This window comes from Sinorhizobium sp. 7-81, from assembly GCF_030124405.1.
GTDB lineage: Bacteria > Pseudomonadota > Alphaproteobacteria > Rhizobiales > Rhizobiaceae > Sinorhizobium > Sinorhizobium psoraleae.
Window position 1 is genome coordinate 740,258 of sequence record NZ_JASKLT010000002.1, and the last position, 17,105, is coordinate 757,362.

Below are 17,105 nucleotides of genomic sequence, written 5' to 3' on the forward strand. Positions count from 1 at the left end.
TCTCATGACCCGGAACGAGCGGCAGCTTCGGCTGCGGCAGGTCGCCATCGACCACATGCAGATCGGTGCGGCAGACGGCACAGGCTTCGACGCGCAACCGGATCTCACCGGCAAGCGGCTCTGGAAGCGGCCGCTCCACCGCTTGCAAGGGTTCACCGATCCTCTCGAGGACCATCGCGCGCATCCGCTTCGGCCTCCCTGGAGTTGCAAAATCTCGTCGCAGTTCGTGCTGTTCGAAACGCTGCTCGGCAATGATATCCTTTCGTGATGGGTGGCGGATAGCCTGTTTCCATCGCATCGCAGTTTCACCGGTTTCATCAAGACAGCCATCGGCTTCGGAAGGATCGCAAATGCCGAAAAGAAGCGCGGGCATCCTGCTTTATAAACATGAGAATGGGGCGCTCCGTGTCCTGCTCGTCCATCCCGGCGGTCCCTTCTGGAGCAACAGGGATCTTGGTGCATGGTCGATCCCCAAGGGGGAATACGACCCGGATGAGCAGCCGGAGGCAGCCGCGCGGCGCGAATTCCTCGAGGAAACCGGCATCGCGATGAATGGGGCGTTGGAGCTCCTTGGGGAACTGCGCCAGAAAAGCGGCAAGCTCGTCACCGCCTATGCCGGCGAGAGCGACCTCGACATCACCGATATCCGCAGCAATATGTTCGAGATGGAATGGCCGCCGCACAGCGGAAAGACGCAGGCCTTTCCGGAAGTCGATCGTGCCGGATGGTTCAGCGTGCCGGAAGCGCGGGAGAAGATAAACGCGTCGCAGCTGCCGTTTATAGATCGCCTTGAAACGTTGCACGGCAAGACGCCGCCCCCCGAATGACCTTCAGCAAATGGAGGGGCGATACTGCAGGCATCAATGATTTTCGACTCTCCGGAAGACCGCTCTTCCGAGCTTCAATCCTCGCGGTAACGCAACGCATCGACCACGACCTTGAATGCCGGGGAGTTCTGATGTCGGCTGGGATAATAGATGTAGTACCCGGCGAACGGGGGCGACCAGGACTCGAGCAGGGGTACCAAGCGTCCCGCCATGATGTGTTCCCTGACAAGGTCGTCCGGCACATAACCTATGCCGTGACCTTGCAGGGCGGCATCGACTATAGCGTAGGAGCTATTGAAGGTTAATTGTCCGTCGACCCTGACGCGGAGCTCTTGCCCGTCCTTCTCGAACTCCCAGACATAAAGCCCACCGCTCGTTGTCTGGCGCTGGTTGATGCAGTTGTGCTGGATCAGTTCCTGGGGATGCCGCGGTAGCGGGCGATTTGCCAGATATTCGGGCGACGCGACGGCCAGAAGGCGCCAGTCCGGCCCGATCCGGACCGCGATCATGTCCTTTTCGATGCTCTCGCCAAGGCGAATGCCTGCGTCAAACCCATCTTCCACGATATTACGCAAGCCGTTGTCCCTGCCCAGTTCAAGCTTGATGTCGGGATACTGCGAGAGGATCGGCTCCAGTTTGGGCCAGACCAGGCTCTCCAAAGCGTGGTCCGACAGCGTGATCCTGATCGTGCCGGACGGCGTGTCGCGCAGGGCCATGAGCGCCGCTAGATCGTCGCGTATGGCGGATACCCGCGGCGCCAGCGAATGCAGCAGGCGCTCGCCAGCTTCCGTCAATGCAACGCTCCGGGTGGTCCGGGCCAACAGCCTGAGGCCCATGCGCGTTTCCAGGCGCTTGATCGTGTGACTGAGTGTCGACTGGGTTATGCCGAGCTTGGCAGCCGCTTTCGTGAAGCTGCGTTCCTCGGCCACTGCCAGGAACCATAACAGATCATTGAAGTCTTCCCTGGCCATCGCTTACGTCCGGATGCGCGTCTTCGATTTATGCTTCACGTCGATAAATCTAAGCGAACTATGGCCACTAATCCATAGGCATTACCTCTGTTATCTTCCATATCTCATGGATTTGGTGCTGAACCGCATCATCAATCCCGGCAAGGTATTCGACCTTGAAGTGCCGCTTGTCGATGTGGCCGAAGGGTATCGTGCCATGGACGAGCGCCGCGCGATTAAAACGCTACTGCGTGTTTGACGCCGCTCTACAGCGCCGCGCGTCTCAACACAGCAGCTCGAACACGGATGCACGGTCCAATACGCCAAGAGGCGGCCTTTATTCCGCCCGCTTCTTCATCTTCTGTTAAGGAATACATTCCTTTGCGGAGATCTTGTCCATGGCGCTCGGCGCATCCCAACGTTTGCACGACGGCGTTGCGGCCGTCGAAACCATGACGCGTTTTGCGCTTGCAGTGCTGGCGCTTGCCTCGGGAGTCTATACCTATCTCGGCGTACGCAGCATTCTCGACGGCTCGCCGACCGCGATCTTCTTCGCGGCGATCATCTACTCGGCCTCGGTCTCCGTCGGCATCTATGCCTTCTGGTCCTACATGGCCCGCTTCTATCCGCATGTGACCACCCATACGGGCAGGGCTGCCATGTTGGGTGTGATGGCATTGGGCGCTGCCATGATCATTGCGATGTCGAGCTGGCTCAATGCGGCGGCGCTGGCGGGTTCGGCGGCGCTCGAACAGCACCTCGCCGAAACGGTGGAGGACTATACCGCCGACCTCGACCAGGCGCACCAGAATGCGCTTGCGGCCCAAAGCCTGCTGCCCGATATCCAGCGGGCATCCGAACGCTTCGCGCAGCTTGCCGCCTCGGAGCGGCAATCGGGAGCGCTCACCGGCACGACCGGATCGGGAAGCGTGGTGCAGCTTCTGTCGCAAATGTCGGCGCAGATGAAGGAGCTCGAAAATGGCATCAACGCCTCCCGCGAACAGCTCACGATGCTGTTCAACGAAGGGCAGAAGCGGCTCGAAACCATGCGCACGCTGGTCTCGGCGCCCGGTGCTATCGAACCGCGAGCCGACCAGTTTTCCTCCGAAGTGGTGGCGCTCACAGGCGTAATAGCCTCGCTGGGACAGACTTCCATCGCGCCCTCGATCCGTCGCGCGGCAGATGACCTGTCCCTCGGCTTTATCGCACCGGTGGCTGATGGCGGTGATGCCGATCTCATCAACCGGCAGGACAGGGTGATGGAGACGGTGCGGACTTCGGTTGCAGCCCAGTCCAAGGTGCTCTCTGAGGCGGCCGACGAAATCCTTACCCGGGCGCCGGTGTCGGAGCGGCGTTTCGTCCCGCTGTCTTCGGCCGAAGCCGTGTTGCGCTATGCGACTGATTTCATTCCCGCTTGGGCCGGTGCCATTTCCATCGACCTGCTGCCGGGCGTGTTGGTCTTCATTCTCGCCGCCGTGCATGGCGCCATCCGCAAACAGGAGGAGAGGCTGCCCTTTGCCGAGCGCATCACGGCTGCGGAACTTCTGCAAGCGCTGCAAGTGCAGCGAGCGGTAACGGCAAACGGGATAAACCTTGAGGAGATGGGTGCCCAGGCGAAAACAGAGAGCAACGTCGAGGAGCCGAGCAATATCACCAGTCTCGACCCGAGAACGCGTGTCAAGGATCGGCCGCATGAGGATCGATGAGCCGTTCAAGGCGCTGATGCGGCTCGACGACGGTGTGCTGATGCGCGGCGCCTTTTTCATCTTGCTGTCGGCTGCGGCGGTCTTCCTGCTGATTGACATGCGCGACATCGCGGCAATGAATGCCGAAGTGCCGGGTTTCGATCCGCTGCATGAACCCATTCTGCCTCCGGCCCTGACGGAGGGCATGCCCAACCCTCCCTCGGTACAACCGGCAAGCTCCCATGAAGTGCTGCGCCAGCCGATGAAGTTTGAGCTCACATCCGGCGGCGTATTGCTCGCCGAAGGCACCATCGACCTTGGGGCAGGAGCGCGCTTCGCCCGGGAGATCGAGGTACGCGGCGAATACGTAAAGACGGTGGCGCTCAATTCTCCTGGGGGCTCCGTGGAAGACGCTCTGGCCATTTCGAAGCTGATCCGCGAAAAGAAGCTCGATACCAAAGTGGCGTCAAAAGCGCTCTGCGCCTCCTCCTGCCCGATCGTCTTTGCCGGCGGCGTGGGGCGCCTGGCTGAAAAGGATGCGGTGGTCGGCGTGCACCAGTTTTTCAATGGCAGCAAGGACCGGTCGACAGCAGAACAGGCCATGTCGACCGCGCAGTCCACCACCGCCCGGGTCGCCCGCCATTTCGATGCAATGGGTATCGGCGCAGGGCTCTGGATCAATGCTCTCGAAACGCCGCCGGACCGACTCTATTACCTGACGGCGAAGGAGATGGCCGATTTCAAGCTGACCACCGAGCCGCTCGCAACTGCCAAGAAGAAGAGTTAGGCCATTGTCGCAATCCGTCGCGGCTTAGATCATTTCCTTGAAACTATCCCGGCTCCTTGTGTGACCTCAGTGCGTCGTCGTTACCTTCACTTGTCCCTTCCGTTCCAGGACATCGACAACGACCTGGGATCTCGCGCGTCTCAGCGCTACGTCGACGAGGCCCGAACTGGTCCGCAGGCGTGTTAGCACGACCTCGTCCAGGAAGGGTGGGAGCGTCGGCTCGTTCAGGGTCACATGTCCCCTGTCGGGATCGAAACCGAGGCCGATCATCGATTGAAGCAGATAGAGCGGTGCTGCTGCCGCCCAAGCCTGCGGAACACAGGAAACCGGGTAGAAAGTCGGACCGCGGGCGCGCTTGCGCGCGAAGCCGCAGAAGAGTTCTGGCAGGCGTCTGAGGTCTATATAGGTCGACGCCGCGAACAGCCCTTCGAAGATGCTGGCCGCTTCGATACGGAATCCATAGCGCACGAAGCCTGATGCAATCAGCGCGTTGTCATGCGGCCAGACTGAGCCGTTGTGGTAGCTCATCGGATTGTAGCGGGCCTCCGAGGCAGCGATCGTGCGCACGCCCCAGCCGCAGAAGGAGGATTGCGCCATCAAGGTCGACACGACCTTTCCGGCGCGCTCGGGGAGGGCGATGCCGGTGAAGAGCGCATGGCCCGCGTTGGAGGAACGGACGCGGCAAGGATTCTTCTCGCCGTCGAGGGCCAGCACATAGGTCGCGAGTTCCTCGTCGAAGAACGCCTTGTCGAAGCGGATGCGCAGATCTTCCGCCCGTTGCTCGAACCTCAGCGCGTCGTCGACATGGCCGAGCTTCCGCGACAGGCCAGCGGCCGCCTGCCAGGCGCCGAAGACATAGGCCTGTACTTCGGCAAGCGCGATCGGCCCAGCGGCCAATCTCCCATCTGCATGAAAGATCGAATCGTGGCTGTCCTTCCAGCCCTGGTTCACGAGGCCCTTTGCGGTCCGGCTTCCATATTCGACGAAGCCGTCGGCGTCGCGGTCACCGAAACGGTCGATCCAGTCGAGCGCTGCCACCACGTGTGGCCAGAGGCTTCGCACCGTCTGCAGATCGCCGGTGCGATCGAGATAGGCGCCGGCAAGGATGATGAAGAGAGGTGTCGAATCGATGCTGCCGTAGTAACGCCGGAAAGGCACTTCGCCGAGTTCCGCCATTTCGCCGTAGCGCATCTCATGCAGGATCTTGCCCGGTTCCGCATCGGCGACAGGATCGAAGTGGGTAGCCTGGTTCGCTGCGAGATGCCTGAGCACGCCTTTTGCGATCTCCGGGTCCAGCCACAGGGTCTCGAGTGCGGTGATGAGCGCGTCGCGGCCGAAGACGGTGCTGAACCAGGGAATGCCCGCGTAAGGGTAGGGGCCTTCAGGAGTTTCGGTGAGCAGCACGTAGAGATCGGCGGCGCTGCGTCTCACAGCCTCGTTGAACACTGCGTTGGAGGAGACGATCGCGGCGGCGCGCGAGGACGAGTAGCGCAGCGCCCTCCTGGCGTCGCGAAGCGCCAGAAAGAAGTTGAAGGAGGAAGCATTCCGGTTCTCCTGACGGTCATGGCAGATGATCTCGATGAAGATCGATTGCGCCTGATGAGGTGCGAGAGCGACGACGAAGCGTGCCTTTGCGCCAGAAAGTGTCTGTGGCACTGGGTCGAAGCGCAGGGCTGTGCTGCGGGTCCGGCGGTCGAGACCGTCATAGGCCAACAAGACCCGATCGTTGCCGACAAGCGGGCTATGATAGCTACCGCGGCGTGACCTTGAGGTGCCGCGTACTTCGAAAAGATCGGCGAAGTCGGCGGCGAAGTCTAGCTCGACGTTCACCGTTCTCGGCATTTCATCATAGTTGCGGAGCACGAGGCGCTCGTAGCAGGCCTCTTTCCAAAGGAAACGGGTGCGCCGCACGTGAATGAGGTCGTGCTTCAGCACCTCGCCACCCGTATCGAGCACGAGCGCCGGATTGGTGAGATCGCACTCGAGTGTGGCATTGTCGTCTCGCAGCGTGGAACTCAGCAACAGCGGCCGAACGCCGTTCAACGTCAGCACGAACTGCGATAGATGGCGGGTGTCGCGGTGGAAGATCCCCTCCGGATTGGACGGAGAGGAGAGCGCATCGCCATTGTGGTCGAACACGGCGAAGGTGTCGCCGTGCTTCAAGGATCTCGAGGTCCGCTCGTAGCGCGAAACTGCTGCAGGCACCAGGTTGCCCGTATTCGCTTCGTCGGGGAGGGCTTCGGCCGGTCCCCCGTAGATATCGGCTCCCATAGGTTCGATCTCCGTTACATCAGGCTCAGGCGACCCTGGTGAAGGCAGTGTGGACGCCGCTTTCGTCGGTCGCATTGATCGGCATGACCTTTTGACGTCCGCCCGTGAGGCCGCGATAGATATCGAGATAGTCGTTCGCCATGCGCCGCGCCGTGAACCGCTCCTCGAACGTCGCCCGGACAGTGCGACGATTGATGCGGTCGAGATCCTGGACCGCCTTCACCGCCTCCTCCATGCTGTCGACGAGGAAGCCCGAGACGCCGTGGTCGATGACTTCGGGCACCGAGCCGCAGCGGAAGGCGACCACCGGCGTACCGCAGGCCATCGCCTCGATCATCACCAGTCCGAAGGGTTCCGGCCAGTCGATCGGAAATAGCAGGGCGCGCGCATTTCCGAGGAATTCGGCCTTCTGCTGCTCATTGATTTCTCCGATGAACTCGACGTTCGCATGCAGCTGGACAAGCGGTTCGATCTCGCTGCGCCAATAGGGCTCGTCGACCTTGTCGACCTTGGCGGCGATCTTGAGCGGCATATCAACCCGAGCAGCAATTTCGATGGCGCGATCGGGCCGCTTTTCCGGCGAGATGCGCCCAAGGAAGGCGAGATAATCGCCCTTCGGAGCGCTGGTGAACGGCAGCACTTCAGGCGCCAGCCCGTGATGCACCGTGGCGACCCAATTGACGGGGGGCATTGGCTTTCGCTGGTCGTCCGAAATCGAAACCAGGGGAATATCCGGGAAGGAAGCGTAGAACGGCTTGAGGTCGGGCAGATCGAGCCGACCGTGCAGCGTCGTCACCGTTTTCCTTGCGAGGCTCCGAATAAGGGGGAAGTGGAGGAGGTCAATATGGAAGTGCAGGACATCAAAGCTCTCCGCTTGCCTGCGCACTTCTTCGAGCATTATCATGTGATAGGGGATCGGATCCTGAACGGCAGGGTTCAATCGCAGCGCCATGTTCGAGCAAGGGACGAGCTTTGCTGACGTCGTCGAATCTCCGCTCGCGAAGAGCGTGACCTCATGGCCTTGCGCAACGAGCTCTTCCGTGAGGTTGTAGACGACCCGTTCCGTTCCGCCGTAGAGCTTCGGTGGGATGCGTTCGAATAGGGGTGCAATCTGCGCGATCTTCATGGGCAAACATCCGTCATCAAGCGAGGTTCAGACGATGAATCACGCGCCGGCCGGGATTGCCGCTGCTGGAGCAGCCGGGACTTGGGTGTCCCGGCAGCCAGCGGGTAACCGCCACTGGTCAGCAGACGGCAGCCGTGAAGCAATTGATGCAGTGCGACCCCATCAAGGAAGTCGGCGAACTCAAGCCCGAACAGGGGGCTTGTTGCTGTCGGAAAATGCGGGCGGTCGTTTGCGGCATCTGCCATCGCGTGAATCTCGCATTTTGGGGGCTACCGTAATGATAGCACCGTCTTGCGCACATTCCTGACCTTGTCGGAGGCGCCGCCAAGCTTTCGTGGGAGCTTCGGCTCGGCCCTTGTCCCGGACGGCATTTCCGCCCTTCGTCTGAATGTGCAGACGTCAAACAGCCCCGACGAGGCAATGTTCCGCAATGGAGATGTCGCCAGCTTCAGGAACAACGAAGCTCCGAAAACGTTCTTGCGCAAACCATGGAGGGAGCCATGCAGGAGTTCCTGTGGGACAAGCCCGTAAAGGTAGGCAATTTCGGGGGCCGCGAGCGCTGCATTAACGGTCCTCACGAGGCGCTGCAGTGCCTTTCGGAGTGGCCGGAAGGCGGCGGCTGGTTCTATGAACGCGCGAAGAACCGTTGCTACGCTGCCTTGGAGATGAGGGGAGACCTGGCACTCTCCCGCCAAGCCTTTATTGCCGCGGCGATTGAAGCCTCATTCCAGTGCGACTGAGGTCCATCGAACCGACGTTTGGCCCAGCAACTCCCGCGAGAAGGCGAATGCCTTGGAGCTTCGTCCATTGGGCGCTCGACCTAGTCAGTAGCGAGAAAACCCATAGATGGGCCAGCGCTGCGTAAGTGAAGCCCTTGGCGCTTTCGCGGCCTTGATCAGAAGCCGTCAGTTGCAAGCAATGTGTTGAGCGATGCCCGCGGATTAGGGAGGTAAATGCGCGGGCATTGCTCGTTGCGGGCTCCAATCTCGAGGGCAGCTTCGGAGCCGGCTTGGTTGTCGCTTGGGATCGCGACACTTTCCAAACTTGCCCTCGATTGAATCGTTCCACTCTTAAGGGACCCAATCAGGAGCGCTTGCACTTCTCCTCCTTCAGGGCGTGGATGAGCGGCGCCGGTAGGAGCGCGGAACCGATCCGGGCTGTTCAAGATTTTAACGTCACGGTACGGCGGCTACGCGTTTTGGCGAGTTTAGGCTGCAGGCTGTCCTTGCGTGGACTTGCGGCAAACGTGGCGACGGCGCGGCCCAGAGGCCGGTATCGATTGTGAACGGGAGTAATCTCCATGGCGGAGCATATCAAGCATAAGCTGATGAAGGCGAGTGAGATTCCCGACTTCGTTGACGACGTCATCAAGACCGGCTGCAATATCTGCGCTGTCGGTCATGACAAGTACCTCATCGGGGAGGCCGACCTGCCGGCGCTTGAACAGGAAAGAGTGGGGCGGAAGCTGGCGAAGATTGACGAGATCTATGGCGATCGCGATTTCCTCAAGCTCGAGATCGTCAGCTACCTGCGGTCAATTGGCCGGTACCTCGACGTTGGCGCGGACGGGGCTGGATAGGATCGCTGGCGTCACGAAGCGTCAATGCACCGTGTGAATGGATTGGTCGAGAAAGCTGCGGATGCCGTCCCGCTGGATGGTCGCCAGGAATTCTTCAAACGCTTCACGATCGGTGGCGAACAGATCGTCCCAGACGGTCGAGTATCCTTCTTGATCGACGACCTCGAGCGTCCAATCCCCATTCGTGCCCGCCGGGCGATATATACCGATAATGACCATCACGCCGTCGTCGACAAATTCGCCGGAGAATTCAGAAAACTCGTACTGCTGTTCGTTTTCAGCCATTGCCATTTATAACATGTTCCTGGGCAAACGCGATTGCTGGCTTGCGAGCGCAGGAAGGTGCCCTGCACCCTGAAGACCGATGGCGGACGAACCCGCCTGCCCTCTTCCACCGCTTGGCTGGTCAGAACACCGCCAGGTATCTCAGCAGGGACAAGATGCCGATGATGATCACGATGGCCTGAACGAGCTGCTTGGTGCGCCCCTCGATCGGGAGGCGGTTCACGAGATAGAGCACGAGAATGACGACGAGAAAGGTAATCAGGATGCTGATCAGTATCGACATGCTAACCGCCTCGAGTGCTTGCTGCATGAAGCTTCAACTATGAGAGGTGGAACAAAAAGCAAGTGGCAGCACACATAACAACACATGTCGCTCGTCACTGTTTCCTGCGCGACACGCGTATCTCACGGTCGCGCCGATGATGCCTCGAGCGCGGCTGCGCGGGTACGGGGCGGCCGCGGCCGACCCTCCACAATTCAACGATGCCGGCCGCGACCGGCTAAGGGAACATTCATCCTTGTCTCAACGTTTTGCGCTCTTGAGGAGTTATGCCGTTGAACGAGCCGCAAGTTCGCAGCGATGGGCTGCAGGTTGAAGAGCATCGGCAGTTCCAGGAAGCATTCTGGAGTGCCGAAAGGCTCGCATGGTTAGGATTTGCTAGCGTTCTCGTTCTCGTCATCCTCGGCCTCAGCGGCTCCGGTGGGATATTCTCGAAACAAGCTATCCGTTTCCAGGAAGGCACCGCGGAGTTTCCTCGTTTCAGCCGCTGGGAAGCGCCTGAGGCCATAACAGCATTGCTGTCAGCTCGAGAACAGGGTGCGAAGGTCACGTTCAGCCGGGAATTCTTCCGGAGCTTCCGAGTGGAGACGATCCATCCAGCGCCGATCTCCGCCGAAGCGGGCGACCATGGCATGACCTATCACTTCCACTCGGTACCGGGGCAGGACGTCTTGCTCACCCTCCACGTTCGACCGTACCGGCCCGGCATCGCCAGTTATCGGGTGGGAATAAACCGGGAGCCTGTTCAAGACGTTCGGACGATCGTTTGGCCCTAGATCATCTCATTGTTTTCATCGAAACAGCGAAATGATCTAACCCTTTGAAATGAAGCAGTTCATGACGGGAAGCCGTCACGCACTTTTCCTGGAATTGCTCTAGGAGTGATCGCATGGAATCTGTTGCCCGCGGCGCGGCTATCTACTTCATCTTGCTCATCGTGCTGCGCCTTTCCGGCCGACGCACCGTTGCGCAGATGACGACCTTCGATTTTGTGCTGCTACTGATCATTGCCGAGACGACTCAACAGGCGCTGTTGGGAGAAGACTTCTCCATCACGAACGCGACGGTTCTCATACTTACTCTCTTCGGCCTCGACATTCTCTTGTCCTATGTAAAGCGGTCGATGCCCAAGGTGGCGCTGCTTCTGGACGGTACGCCCACTGTCCTCATTGCGGAAGGTAAGATCGACACGCATGCATTGAAACGAGCGAGGGTGGACCTGGAGGAGGTGCTGGCTGCCGCACGGGAGCAGCACGGCCTGGCTCGGCTCGACCAGATAAGGTTCGCTATTCTCGAGGCCGATGGGGGCATCAGCATCGTACCCCAATAGCCAGGTGTCGGAAGCGAACCACCAAGCAGCAGTATATGGCGGAATGGAGTTGCATTTCGGACACAACCCACATTTGAAACCTTTACAGGCCATCGCGGGCGGCGCTCCGAGGGCCTTTGAAGCGCGAGCCGGTCGATAATTACGCCGATGACTTCGTCCTGCTTGCCACCGCATTCGAGGGTGCCGACATCCGGCCCAAGCCGTTCAGCGGCAAGGCAACGTCCTCGCCAAAGTGGCGCTACCTTTGCAACTGCAAAAAGAGTGGCGACTTCAGGCGTAAGGTAGCGTCAGGTTTCCTGCTGCTCCAATGACGCCGGATCATTCGCGCGCCCGAGCATGTCAGCGTTTGTGGAATGCGACGCGATGAGGCATCTGCTGTCCATCATCAAGGCCGGAGGCTTGCGGCGTATGGCCCCAAATCGCTGAATGTTTCGGGGGCCTTGTTTGCTCTCCGCGCAGTGGCCCGAACCACAACAGCGTCAATACCAACTCGAGCGGTGATACCATGACAACAATGAGCAAAGCGGCTTCCATGGATGTTCCTTCCTGTCCCGAAACGGCTCCGCTAATCCTTGGCGGTCCGATCTTGCTGGTCGGGTTCGAGGCACTTGCGGGTGATCGCGGCGGTATGTTCATCGAGCCATTGTGCCATCGACAGGTCCTGCTGCAGGATGACTTCGGTCGGCGTAACCCATCCTCGCTTCCCTTCGTCCTTTGTTCCTTGCAGGATAGAACCCGAGGACTCTAGAAATGTTCCTGAGGTGATCAGCGGCCGCCTAAGGGAATATGTGCCCGTTCCTGGTCAGGCTTCGCGATGTTCTGGCTGCGGACGCGAGCCCGTGAGGAGCTGCGAACGTCGCGTGGCAGAGGCGCTTAATTGGATCAGGGGCGCTTCCACACAGAGTTTTGAGTGGACGGGCAAGCGCTGCTCACTATAGATGCTTGTGAGGACTGCCGAGGCTCGTGATGGAACGCAAACTCGCAGCAATCGTAGCAGGCGACATCGTCGGCTACACGCGCCTGATGTCTGAGGACGAGTCCTCGACCTACGCCGCATTGCGCGCGGCCTTTAGCGGACTGATCATCCCTACCGTTGAGAAACACGGTGGTCGAACCTTCAAGACGACCGGGGACGGCTTTCTCGCGACATTCCCGAGCGTCAACGAGGCCCTCGATGCGGCGATCGAAATCCAGAACGGATTCCTCGAGCGGCCGTTTGACATGCGTCTCGGCATCAACCTCGGCGACGTCATAGAAGACAATGGCGACATGTTCGGTGATGGCGTGAACGTCGCTTCCCGGCTGGAGGCCATGGCCGAGCCAGCCAGCATTTTTGTCAGCGAGGCGGTGGTCCGTAGCGCCGACCGGAGCCGCAGCAAGCTTTTCTACAGTGTCGGCAGAAGGCAGGCCAAGAACATACGCGAGCCGCTTGCCGTGTATGCCGTTCGGATCGAACCCGGCCAAGGCAGCGGCCGGAATTGGATACGGCGGATTGGCCGGGGGCGAGCCTCTTTGCCTTACGCGGCGGGGGTGGCAGCGCTTGTCCTTGTCGTCGCCTTGCCCCAAATGCCCGCATTGAGAGCAATCGGCGCGGATATCAGCGACAGTCTTCTGCGCCTGTCAGGCGGCGAGCCTGCAGATGCCCGGCCGTCTGTCGCGGTGCTGCCCTTTGACAATATGAGTGGCGAAGCCGACCAGGACTATTTCGCCGACGGGCTGACCGAGGACATCATCGCCAATCTTGCGCGCAATCCCGAACTTCAGGTGATCGCACGCAATTCGACGTTCGCCCTGCGCGGTCAGGCGGAGGACATCCGCAGGATTGGGGAAAGACTGGGCGCGGGCTATGTGGTGGAAGGCAGTGCTCGACGCTCCGGCGACCAGCTTCGTGTGGTGGCACAGTTGATCGACGCGCGCAGCGGCGCGCATCTTTGGTCTCGCAGTTATGACCGCCGCGTCGAGGACATCTTCTCGGTCCAGACCGACCTGACGGCCGAGATCGTGTCGCATCTTGTGTCCTATGTTCGTGAATCGGAGGTCTCGAATGCGGCTGAACGCCCGACCGAAAACCTTCAGGCCTACGACCTCGTCCTGCAGGCGCGTGACCGTTACAAACACGGCTCGAAGGATGCCGGGGCGCTGATTGCCGCCCGTGCGCTGCTTCATCGGGCCCTCGAGCTTGATCCCGGCTACGCCGCTGCGCGCGCCAATCTCGGAATGACATATATCGTCGACTTCGCGCAGAAAATCAGCGGCAGAGCGACCATGACCGATGTGGAAACGGGTCTCAGCGAGACGCGCCAGGCCGTTCGGCTAGATCCAAATCTCGCTGTCGGCTATCAGGTCCTCAGTTTCGGCCTCTCCGTTACCGGCGACTACGCCGGTGCCATGCAGGCTGCACAACGCTCGGTCGAGCTCAATCCGAACGATCCGGACAGCCTGATGGCGCTGGCGAAGGCGCAGGTGCGATTTGGCAGCTATGACGAGGCGGTGCGCAACGCCGAGCGGGCGCGCCGGCTGCATCCCATGGCACCAGAGTACTATACCTATGTCTACGGCCAGGCGCTCTATGCTGCCGGTCGTCTGGACGAAGCCGACCAGGTCTTGCGGGAATGCCTGATCCGTGCGCCGCGCGAGGCAGACTGCCTGCTGATACACACGGCGGTCCAGAGCCAGCGCGGAGACGTGCAAGAAGCGCAGCGCACGATGGCGCGGCTGACGGACGTGAAACCTGAGTTTTCACTTGCGGATGAGCGCGCCAATCGTCGCTTCGGCGCCTCTCCGCTCATGGACCAGTTTCTCTCGCAACTGGCAGAGGCGAGGGCTCCGGACGTAACGAGTGGCTTCGTTTACCCGGGCCTTGGACCATTGCTGTAGGGGCGGAACGCCGTGTGTTGTTGGCGTTCACGCATTCAGTGACGGACTTACAGCCGGACATCCAAGAGCTTTGCAATCGAGTCGATTCCCAACTGAATCAGCTTCTCGACACCGCTCGGAGCTTCATTCAAGCACGCCTCAATCCACAAGCCATCGAGGACGGCGTGGACGATGACGGTCGTGTTTTCTACTTCCGCGGCGGAAAGCGGCCGGCCTTCTGCTTCGAAGACGGCTGCTATCAGAGGTTCGGTGGCGCGTCGCAGGTCTAGATAGCTCTGGTCACGCACGGCCGCGATCAGCGGATCGACCCTGCTTTGGCTCACGAACGTGGCCCAGAGAGAAAGCATCCTGTAGTCCGAGGCGGGAGCATCCAGGGTCGCGACGATGAAGCGGCGAAGGCGCTCATGCGGTGTGCCTTCGGTTGAGGTCAGCTCCCGCATCGATGCAGCAGTTATGAGCTCGATCGTCCTGCGGTAGGCGGCCACAATCAGGTTCGCCTTGGCGTCGAAATGATGCCGGATCAAACCGTTCGACACCCCAGCGCGCGCGGCGACGGCACGAACGGACGTCGCCTGGATGCCAAGCTCGGCAATGCACTCGAGCGTCGCCTCGATAAGGTCACGCTGCCGTCCGCTGTCTGGCAACCCGTTGTCGGAACTCTGCATATCCGTACGCTCCCCCTGCTCGGCCTTATATACCCGATTGGCAGAGAGAATACATTCCTTCGACTATACACTTGCATAGCGCTATGCAAGTGTATAGTGTCGCTGTCAATCAAGGGCAGCCGGGGAAGGCGCGCCTGAAAAGGGAACACGGGAACAGCATTCTTCTTCATGGCTGGATCGGGCATTGCCCGCGTCGCTACGATCGCGACGCGAAAGGTTCCGTCGTGCCTGAAGAAGTCCGCCGGCAGGCTGTGCTCGCCGGCTCTATCGGGATGAGGCGAATGACAGCGAACGAGACTGCCAACAGACGTTACGACATTCTCTTCGAACCCGTGAAAATCGGCCCTGTCACGACGCGCAACCGTTTCTACCAGGTACCGCACTGCAGCGGCATGGGGCATCGCTATCCAGAGGCCGATCTGTACATGCGGCGGATGAAGGCCGAGGGCGGCTGGGGAGTGGTCTCGACGCAGGAAACGGAAATACATCCCTCTTCCGACATTTCCCCGTCCAACCAGGGACGGATCTGGGACGACCGCGATGCTGATAGACTGAAAGAACTGACGGAGGCGGTTCACGAGCGCGGCAGCCTCGCAGCGATCCAGCTCGTCCATAACGGCATCCATACCGCCAATCGGCTGACCCGCATCGCGCCCTACGGCCCTTCGGATATGGTGGTGGATGTCGAGGACCCGGTGCAGGCCCGCGCGATGGACAAGAGCGACATCGCGGCCTTCCGTCAATGGCATCGCGATGCGGCGCTCAGGGCCAAACGTGCCGGCTTCGACATCATATATGTCTATGCCGGCACGACATGACGCTGCTCCAGCATTTCCTGCTGAAACGGCACAATTCGCGCACTGACGAGTATGGCGGCAGCTTCGAAAATCGTCTGAGACTGTTCCGGGAGGTGCTTGCCGACACCCGCGACGCGGTCGGCGACCGCTGCGCCGTCGCTGTCCGTTTCGCCGTCGAGGAACTGCTCGGCGCCGACGGATTGCAGCATGATGGCGAAGGGCATGACGTCGTCGCAGCCCTCGCCGACGAACCCGATCTATGGGACGTCAACCTCTCGAACTGGTCCAACGACAGCCAGACCGCCCGTTTCTCCCAGGAGGGCTTTCAGGAAGAGTATGTCTCCTTCGTCAAGAAGCTCACGACGAAGCCCGTCGTCGGCGTCGGCCGCTACACGTCGCCCGATGCCATGGTCCGGGCAATCAAGACGGGCGTACTTGATCTCATCGGTGCCGCGCGCCCCTCGATCTCCGATCCCTTCCTGCCGAAGAAGATCGAAGAAGGCCGGATCGACGACATTCGCGAATGCATCGGTTGCAACATCTGCACCGCAAGCGACAACACCGTCGTTCCGCTTCGTTGCACCCAGAACCCCACGGTTGGGGAAGAGTGGCGCAAGGGATGGCATCCGGAAATCATTCCGCCGCTGGCCCGGCCCCAATCGGTGCTCGTCATCGGCGGAGGCCCGGCCGGTCTCGAAGCCGCGCGGGCGCTCGCCCAGCGGGGGGCCGACGTGACGGTTGCGGAGGCATCCCGCGAATGGGGGGACGCGTCACCAAGGAAGCCAGGCTGCCGGGTCTTGCAACCTGGGCCCGCGTTCGGGACTGGCGAATGAACCAGCTTCGCCAGGCCCCCAATGTGGAGCTCTATCTCGATAGCCCACTCACGGCGGACGACGTGCTGTCTTACGGGATCCAGCACGTCGCGATCGCGACCGGCGCCCGGTGGCGGACCGACGGGGTCGGGCGCACCCATCGTTCGCCGTTACCGTTTCTCAACGGCGACGCGGTCGTCGGCGTCGATGCGCTCCTCAGCGAAGGGGCATCGGCTTTGGTCAATGATGGTCCGGTCGTCGTCTTCGATGACGACCGCTACTACATGGTGAGCGTCCTGGCAGAAATGATCGCGCTATCAGGGCGGAAGGTCACCTTCGTCACCCCTGCGTCGATCGTTGCGCCCTGGACGGAGCATACGCTGGAGCAGCGGCGGGTCCAAACCCGGCTGATCGACCTCGGCATCGACATCATCCCGCTGCATCAGTTGAGCGGACTGACGCAAAGCGTCTTGACGATCGAATGCATCTATTCCGGCAGGAAGCGGGAGATTGCCTGCGCGGCAGTCGTCCCCGTCACGGCAAGACTTCCTTCCGATCGGCTCTGGCATGAACTCGCCGCGGTATCGGACGGCTGGGCTGACCACGGCATCGAAACCGTCGAAAGGATCGGGGACTGTCTCGCCCCCGGGATCATCGCCGCTGCCAACTATGCTGGGCATTTCTACGCCAGGAAATTGGCGCGGGCGATCGTCGACGATTACGATGCCTATCGCTGACGTTAACTCGGCTCCTTACCGCTCAGGCTAAAGGAATCCGCAAGGCAAAGCGCAGTCGGCGAAAGCCGGGGAGTGATCGCGTCGTTTTGAAAAGACG

Annotated in this window: 16 protein-coding genes and 2 pseudogenes; 10 read left to right on the forward strand and 8 right to left on the reverse strand. The window is 60.7% G+C overall.

The annotated features are described in order from the left end of the window. On the reverse strand, positions 1 to 184 hold a 184-nt coding region (locus QN224_RS10685), incomplete at its 3' end, for an alcohol dehydrogenase catalytic domain-containing protein (RefSeq protein ID WP_283976926.1). A 166-nt stretch (positions 185 to 350) separates the two neighbouring features. Here QN224_RS10685 and QN224_RS10690 point away from each other — a divergent pair. Further along, positions 351 to 827 carry an NUDIX domain-containing protein gene (locus QN224_RS10690; RefSeq protein ID WP_173512148.1) on the forward strand — a complete coding sequence of 159 codons (477 nt, stop codon included), beginning with the start codon at positions 351 to 353 and terminating at the stop codon, positions 825 to 827. Positions 828 to 901: 74 nt separating this feature from the next. On the opposite strand, the gene QN224_RS10695 is transcribed toward QN224_RS10690, so the two are convergent. Further along, on the reverse strand, positions 902 to 1,798 hold the full coding sequence (locus QN224_RS10695; protein WP_283976632.1) for a LysR family transcriptional regulator: 897 nt from the start codon (positions 1,796 to 1,798) through the stop codon (positions 902 to 904). A 91-nt stretch (positions 1,799 to 1,889) separates the two neighbouring features. Between QN224_RS10695 and QN224_RS10700 the strand changes: the two are divergent. From QN224_RS10700 to QN224_RS10710, 3 genes and pseudogenes are all read left to right on the forward strand, one after another. Further along, positions 1,890 to 2,036: pseudogene (locus tag QN224_RS10700) on the forward strand (IMP dehydrogenase); the annotation flags it as partial. A gap of 139 nt (positions 2,037 to 2,175) precedes the next feature. Then, a complete protein-coding gene (locus QN224_RS10705; RefSeq protein WP_283976633.1) occupies positions 2,176 to 3,483 on the forward strand; it encodes a hypothetical protein in 1,308 nt (435 codons plus the stop codon). Further along, positions 3,470 to 4,249, forward strand: coding sequence for an ATP-dependent Clp protease proteolytic subunit (locus QN224_RS10710; RefSeq protein WP_283976634.1), 780 nt, complete (start codon positions 3,470 to 3,472; stop codon positions 4,247 to 4,249). Before QN224_RS10705 ends, QN224_RS10710 begins: the two co-directional genes overlap by 14 nt. A gap of 66 nt (positions 4,250 to 4,315) precedes the next feature. On the opposite strand, the gene QN224_RS10715 is transcribed toward QN224_RS10710, so the two are convergent. Together QN224_RS10715 and QN224_RS10720 are read right to left on the reverse strand one after the other, a co-directional pair. After that, positions 4,316 to 6,520: an amylo-alpha-1,6-glucosidase gene (locus QN224_RS10715; RefSeq protein ID WP_283976635.1), complete on the reverse strand. Its 2,205-nt coding sequence runs from the start codon at positions 6,518 to 6,520 to the stop codon at positions 4,316 to 4,318. A gap of 25 nt (positions 6,521 to 6,545) precedes the next feature. After that, positions 6,546 to 7,646 carry a glycosyltransferase family 4 protein gene (locus tag QN224_RS10720; RefSeq protein WP_283976636.1) on the reverse strand — a complete coding sequence of 367 codons (1,101 nt, stop codon included), beginning with the start codon at positions 7,644 to 7,646 and terminating at the stop codon, positions 6,546 to 6,548. A gap of 500 nt (positions 7,647 to 8,146) precedes the next feature. On the opposite strand from QN224_RS10720, the gene QN224_RS10725 reads away from it, so the two are divergent. Continuing rightward, complete coding sequence (locus tag QN224_RS10725; protein WP_173512154.1) at positions 8,147 to 8,386, forward strand: DUF982 domain-containing protein; 240 nt, start codon at positions 8,147 to 8,149, stop codon at positions 8,384 to 8,386. Between the two features lie 560 nt (positions 8,387 to 8,946). Further along, positions 8,947 to 9,225 carry a hypothetical protein gene (locus QN224_RS10730; protein WP_173512155.1) on the forward strand — a complete coding sequence of 93 codons (279 nt, stop codon included), beginning with the start codon at positions 8,947 to 8,949 and terminating at the stop codon, positions 9,223 to 9,225. A gap of 21 nt (positions 9,226 to 9,246) precedes the next feature. Here the strand turns inward: QN224_RS10730 and QN224_RS10735 are convergent, their stop codons facing one another. Both QN224_RS10735 and QN224_RS10740 read right to left on the reverse strand, forming a co-directional pair. Next, positions 9,247 to 9,510 carry a hypothetical protein gene (locus QN224_RS10735; protein ID WP_173512503.1) on the reverse strand — a complete coding sequence of 88 codons (264 nt, stop codon included), beginning with the start codon at positions 9,508 to 9,510 and terminating at the stop codon, positions 9,247 to 9,249. A 121-nt stretch (positions 9,511 to 9,631) separates the two neighbouring features. Then, positions 9,632 to 9,793, reverse strand: a complete 162-nt coding sequence (locus tag QN224_RS10740) for a Thivi_2564 family membrane protein (protein WP_173512156.1) — start codon at positions 9,791 to 9,793, stop codon at positions 9,632 to 9,634. Between the two features lie 266 nt (positions 9,794 to 10,059). On the opposite strand from QN224_RS10740, the gene QN224_RS10745 reads away from it, so the two are divergent. Next, positions 10,060 to 10,566 (forward strand): hypothetical protein, encoded by a 507-nt coding sequence (locus tag QN224_RS10745; protein ID WP_283976637.1) that lies wholly within the window; start codon positions 10,060 to 10,062, stop codon positions 10,564 to 10,566. A gap of 113 nt (positions 10,567 to 10,679) precedes the next feature. Next, the gene (locus QN224_RS10750) at positions 10,680 to 11,120 is read left to right on the forward strand and encodes a DUF421 domain-containing protein (RefSeq protein WP_173512158.1); all 441 of its coding nucleotides are present in this window, start codon (positions 10,680 to 10,682) and stop codon (positions 11,118 to 11,120) included. 339 nt (positions 11,121 to 11,459) lie between these two features. On the opposite strand, the gene QN224_RS10755 is transcribed toward QN224_RS10750, so the two are convergent. Then, positions 11,460 to 11,654: a hypothetical protein gene (locus QN224_RS10755; RefSeq protein ID WP_283976638.1), complete on the reverse strand. Its 195-nt coding sequence runs from the start codon at positions 11,652 to 11,654 to the stop codon at positions 11,460 to 11,462. Between the two features lie 432 nt (positions 11,655 to 12,086). Between QN224_RS10755 and QN224_RS10760 the strand changes: the two genes are divergently transcribed. Beyond that, positions 12,087 to 13,997, forward strand: a complete 1,911-nt coding sequence (locus QN224_RS10760) for an adenylate/guanylate cyclase domain-containing protein (protein WP_283976639.1) — start codon at positions 12,087 to 12,089, stop codon at positions 13,995 to 13,997. 47 nt (positions 13,998 to 14,044) lie between these two features. Here the strand turns inward: QN224_RS10760 and QN224_RS10765 are convergent, their stop codons facing one another. Further along, positions 14,045 to 14,662, reverse strand: a complete 618-nt coding sequence (locus tag QN224_RS10765; protein WP_173512161.1) for a TetR family transcriptional regulator C-terminal domain-containing protein — start codon at positions 14,660 to 14,662, stop codon at positions 14,045 to 14,047. Between the two features lie 281 nt (positions 14,663 to 14,943). On the opposite strand from QN224_RS10765, the pseudogene QN224_RS10770 reads away from it, so the two are divergent. Further along, a pseudogene (locus tag QN224_RS10770) lies at positions 14,944 to 17,008 on the forward strand (NAD-binding protein). Positions 17,009 to 17,105: the final 97 nt, after the last annotated feature.

Bases quoted from the DNA above. Each gene is read 5' to 3' on its own strand.
- QN224_RS10690 (WP_173512148.1), top strand. From the start codon at position 351: ATGCCGAAAAGAAGCGCGGGCATCCTGCTTTATAAACATGAGAATGGG.
- QN224_RS10695 (WP_283976632.1), bottom strand. From the start codon at position 1,798: ATGGCCAGGGAAGACTTCAATGATCTGTTATGGTTCCTGGCAGTGGCC.
- QN224_RS10705 (WP_283976633.1), top strand. From the start codon at position 2,176: ATGGCGCTCGGCGCATCCCAACGTTTGCACGACGGCGTTGCGGCCGTC.
- QN224_RS10710 (WP_283976634.1), top strand. From the start codon at position 3,470: ATGAGGATCGATGAGCCGTTCAAGGCGCTGATGCGGCTCGACGACGGT.
- QN224_RS10715 (WP_283976635.1), bottom strand. From the start codon at position 6,520: ATGGGAGCCGATATCTACGGGGGACCGGCCGAAGCCCTCCCCGACGAA.
- QN224_RS10720 (WP_283976636.1), bottom strand. From the start codon at position 7,646: ATGAAGATCGCGCAGATTGCACCCCTATTCGAACGCATCCCACCGAAG.
- QN224_RS10725 (WP_173512154.1), top strand. From the start codon at position 8,147: ATGCAGGAGTTCCTGTGGGACAAGCCCGTAAAGGTAGGCAATTTCGGG.
- QN224_RS10730 (WP_173512155.1), top strand. From the start codon at position 8,947: ATGGCGGAGCATATCAAGCATAAGCTGATGAAGGCGAGTGAGATTCCC.
- QN224_RS10735 (WP_173512503.1), bottom strand. From the start codon at position 9,510: ATGGCTGAAAACGAACAGCAGTACGAGTTTTCTGAATTCTCCGGCGAA.
- QN224_RS10740 (WP_173512156.1), bottom strand. From the start codon at position 9,793: ATGTCGATACTGATCAGCATCCTGATTACCTTTCTCGTCGTCATTCTC.
- QN224_RS10745 (WP_283976637.1), top strand. From the start codon at position 10,060: ATGCCGTTGAACGAGCCGCAAGTTCGCAGCGATGGGCTGCAGGTTGAA.
- QN224_RS10750 (WP_173512158.1), top strand. From the start codon at position 10,680: ATGGAATCTGTTGCCCGCGGCGCGGCTATCTACTTCATCTTGCTCATC.
- QN224_RS10755 (WP_283976638.1), bottom strand. From the start codon at position 11,654: ATGGAAGCCGCTTTGCTCATTGTTGTCATGGTATCACCGCTCGAGTTG.
- QN224_RS10760 (WP_283976639.1), top strand. From the start codon at position 12,087: ATGGAACGCAAACTCGCAGCAATCGTAGCAGGCGACATCGTCGGCTAC.
- QN224_RS10765 (WP_173512161.1), bottom strand. From the start codon at position 14,662: ATGCAGAGTTCCGACAACGGGTTGCCAGACAGCGGACGGCAGCGTGAC.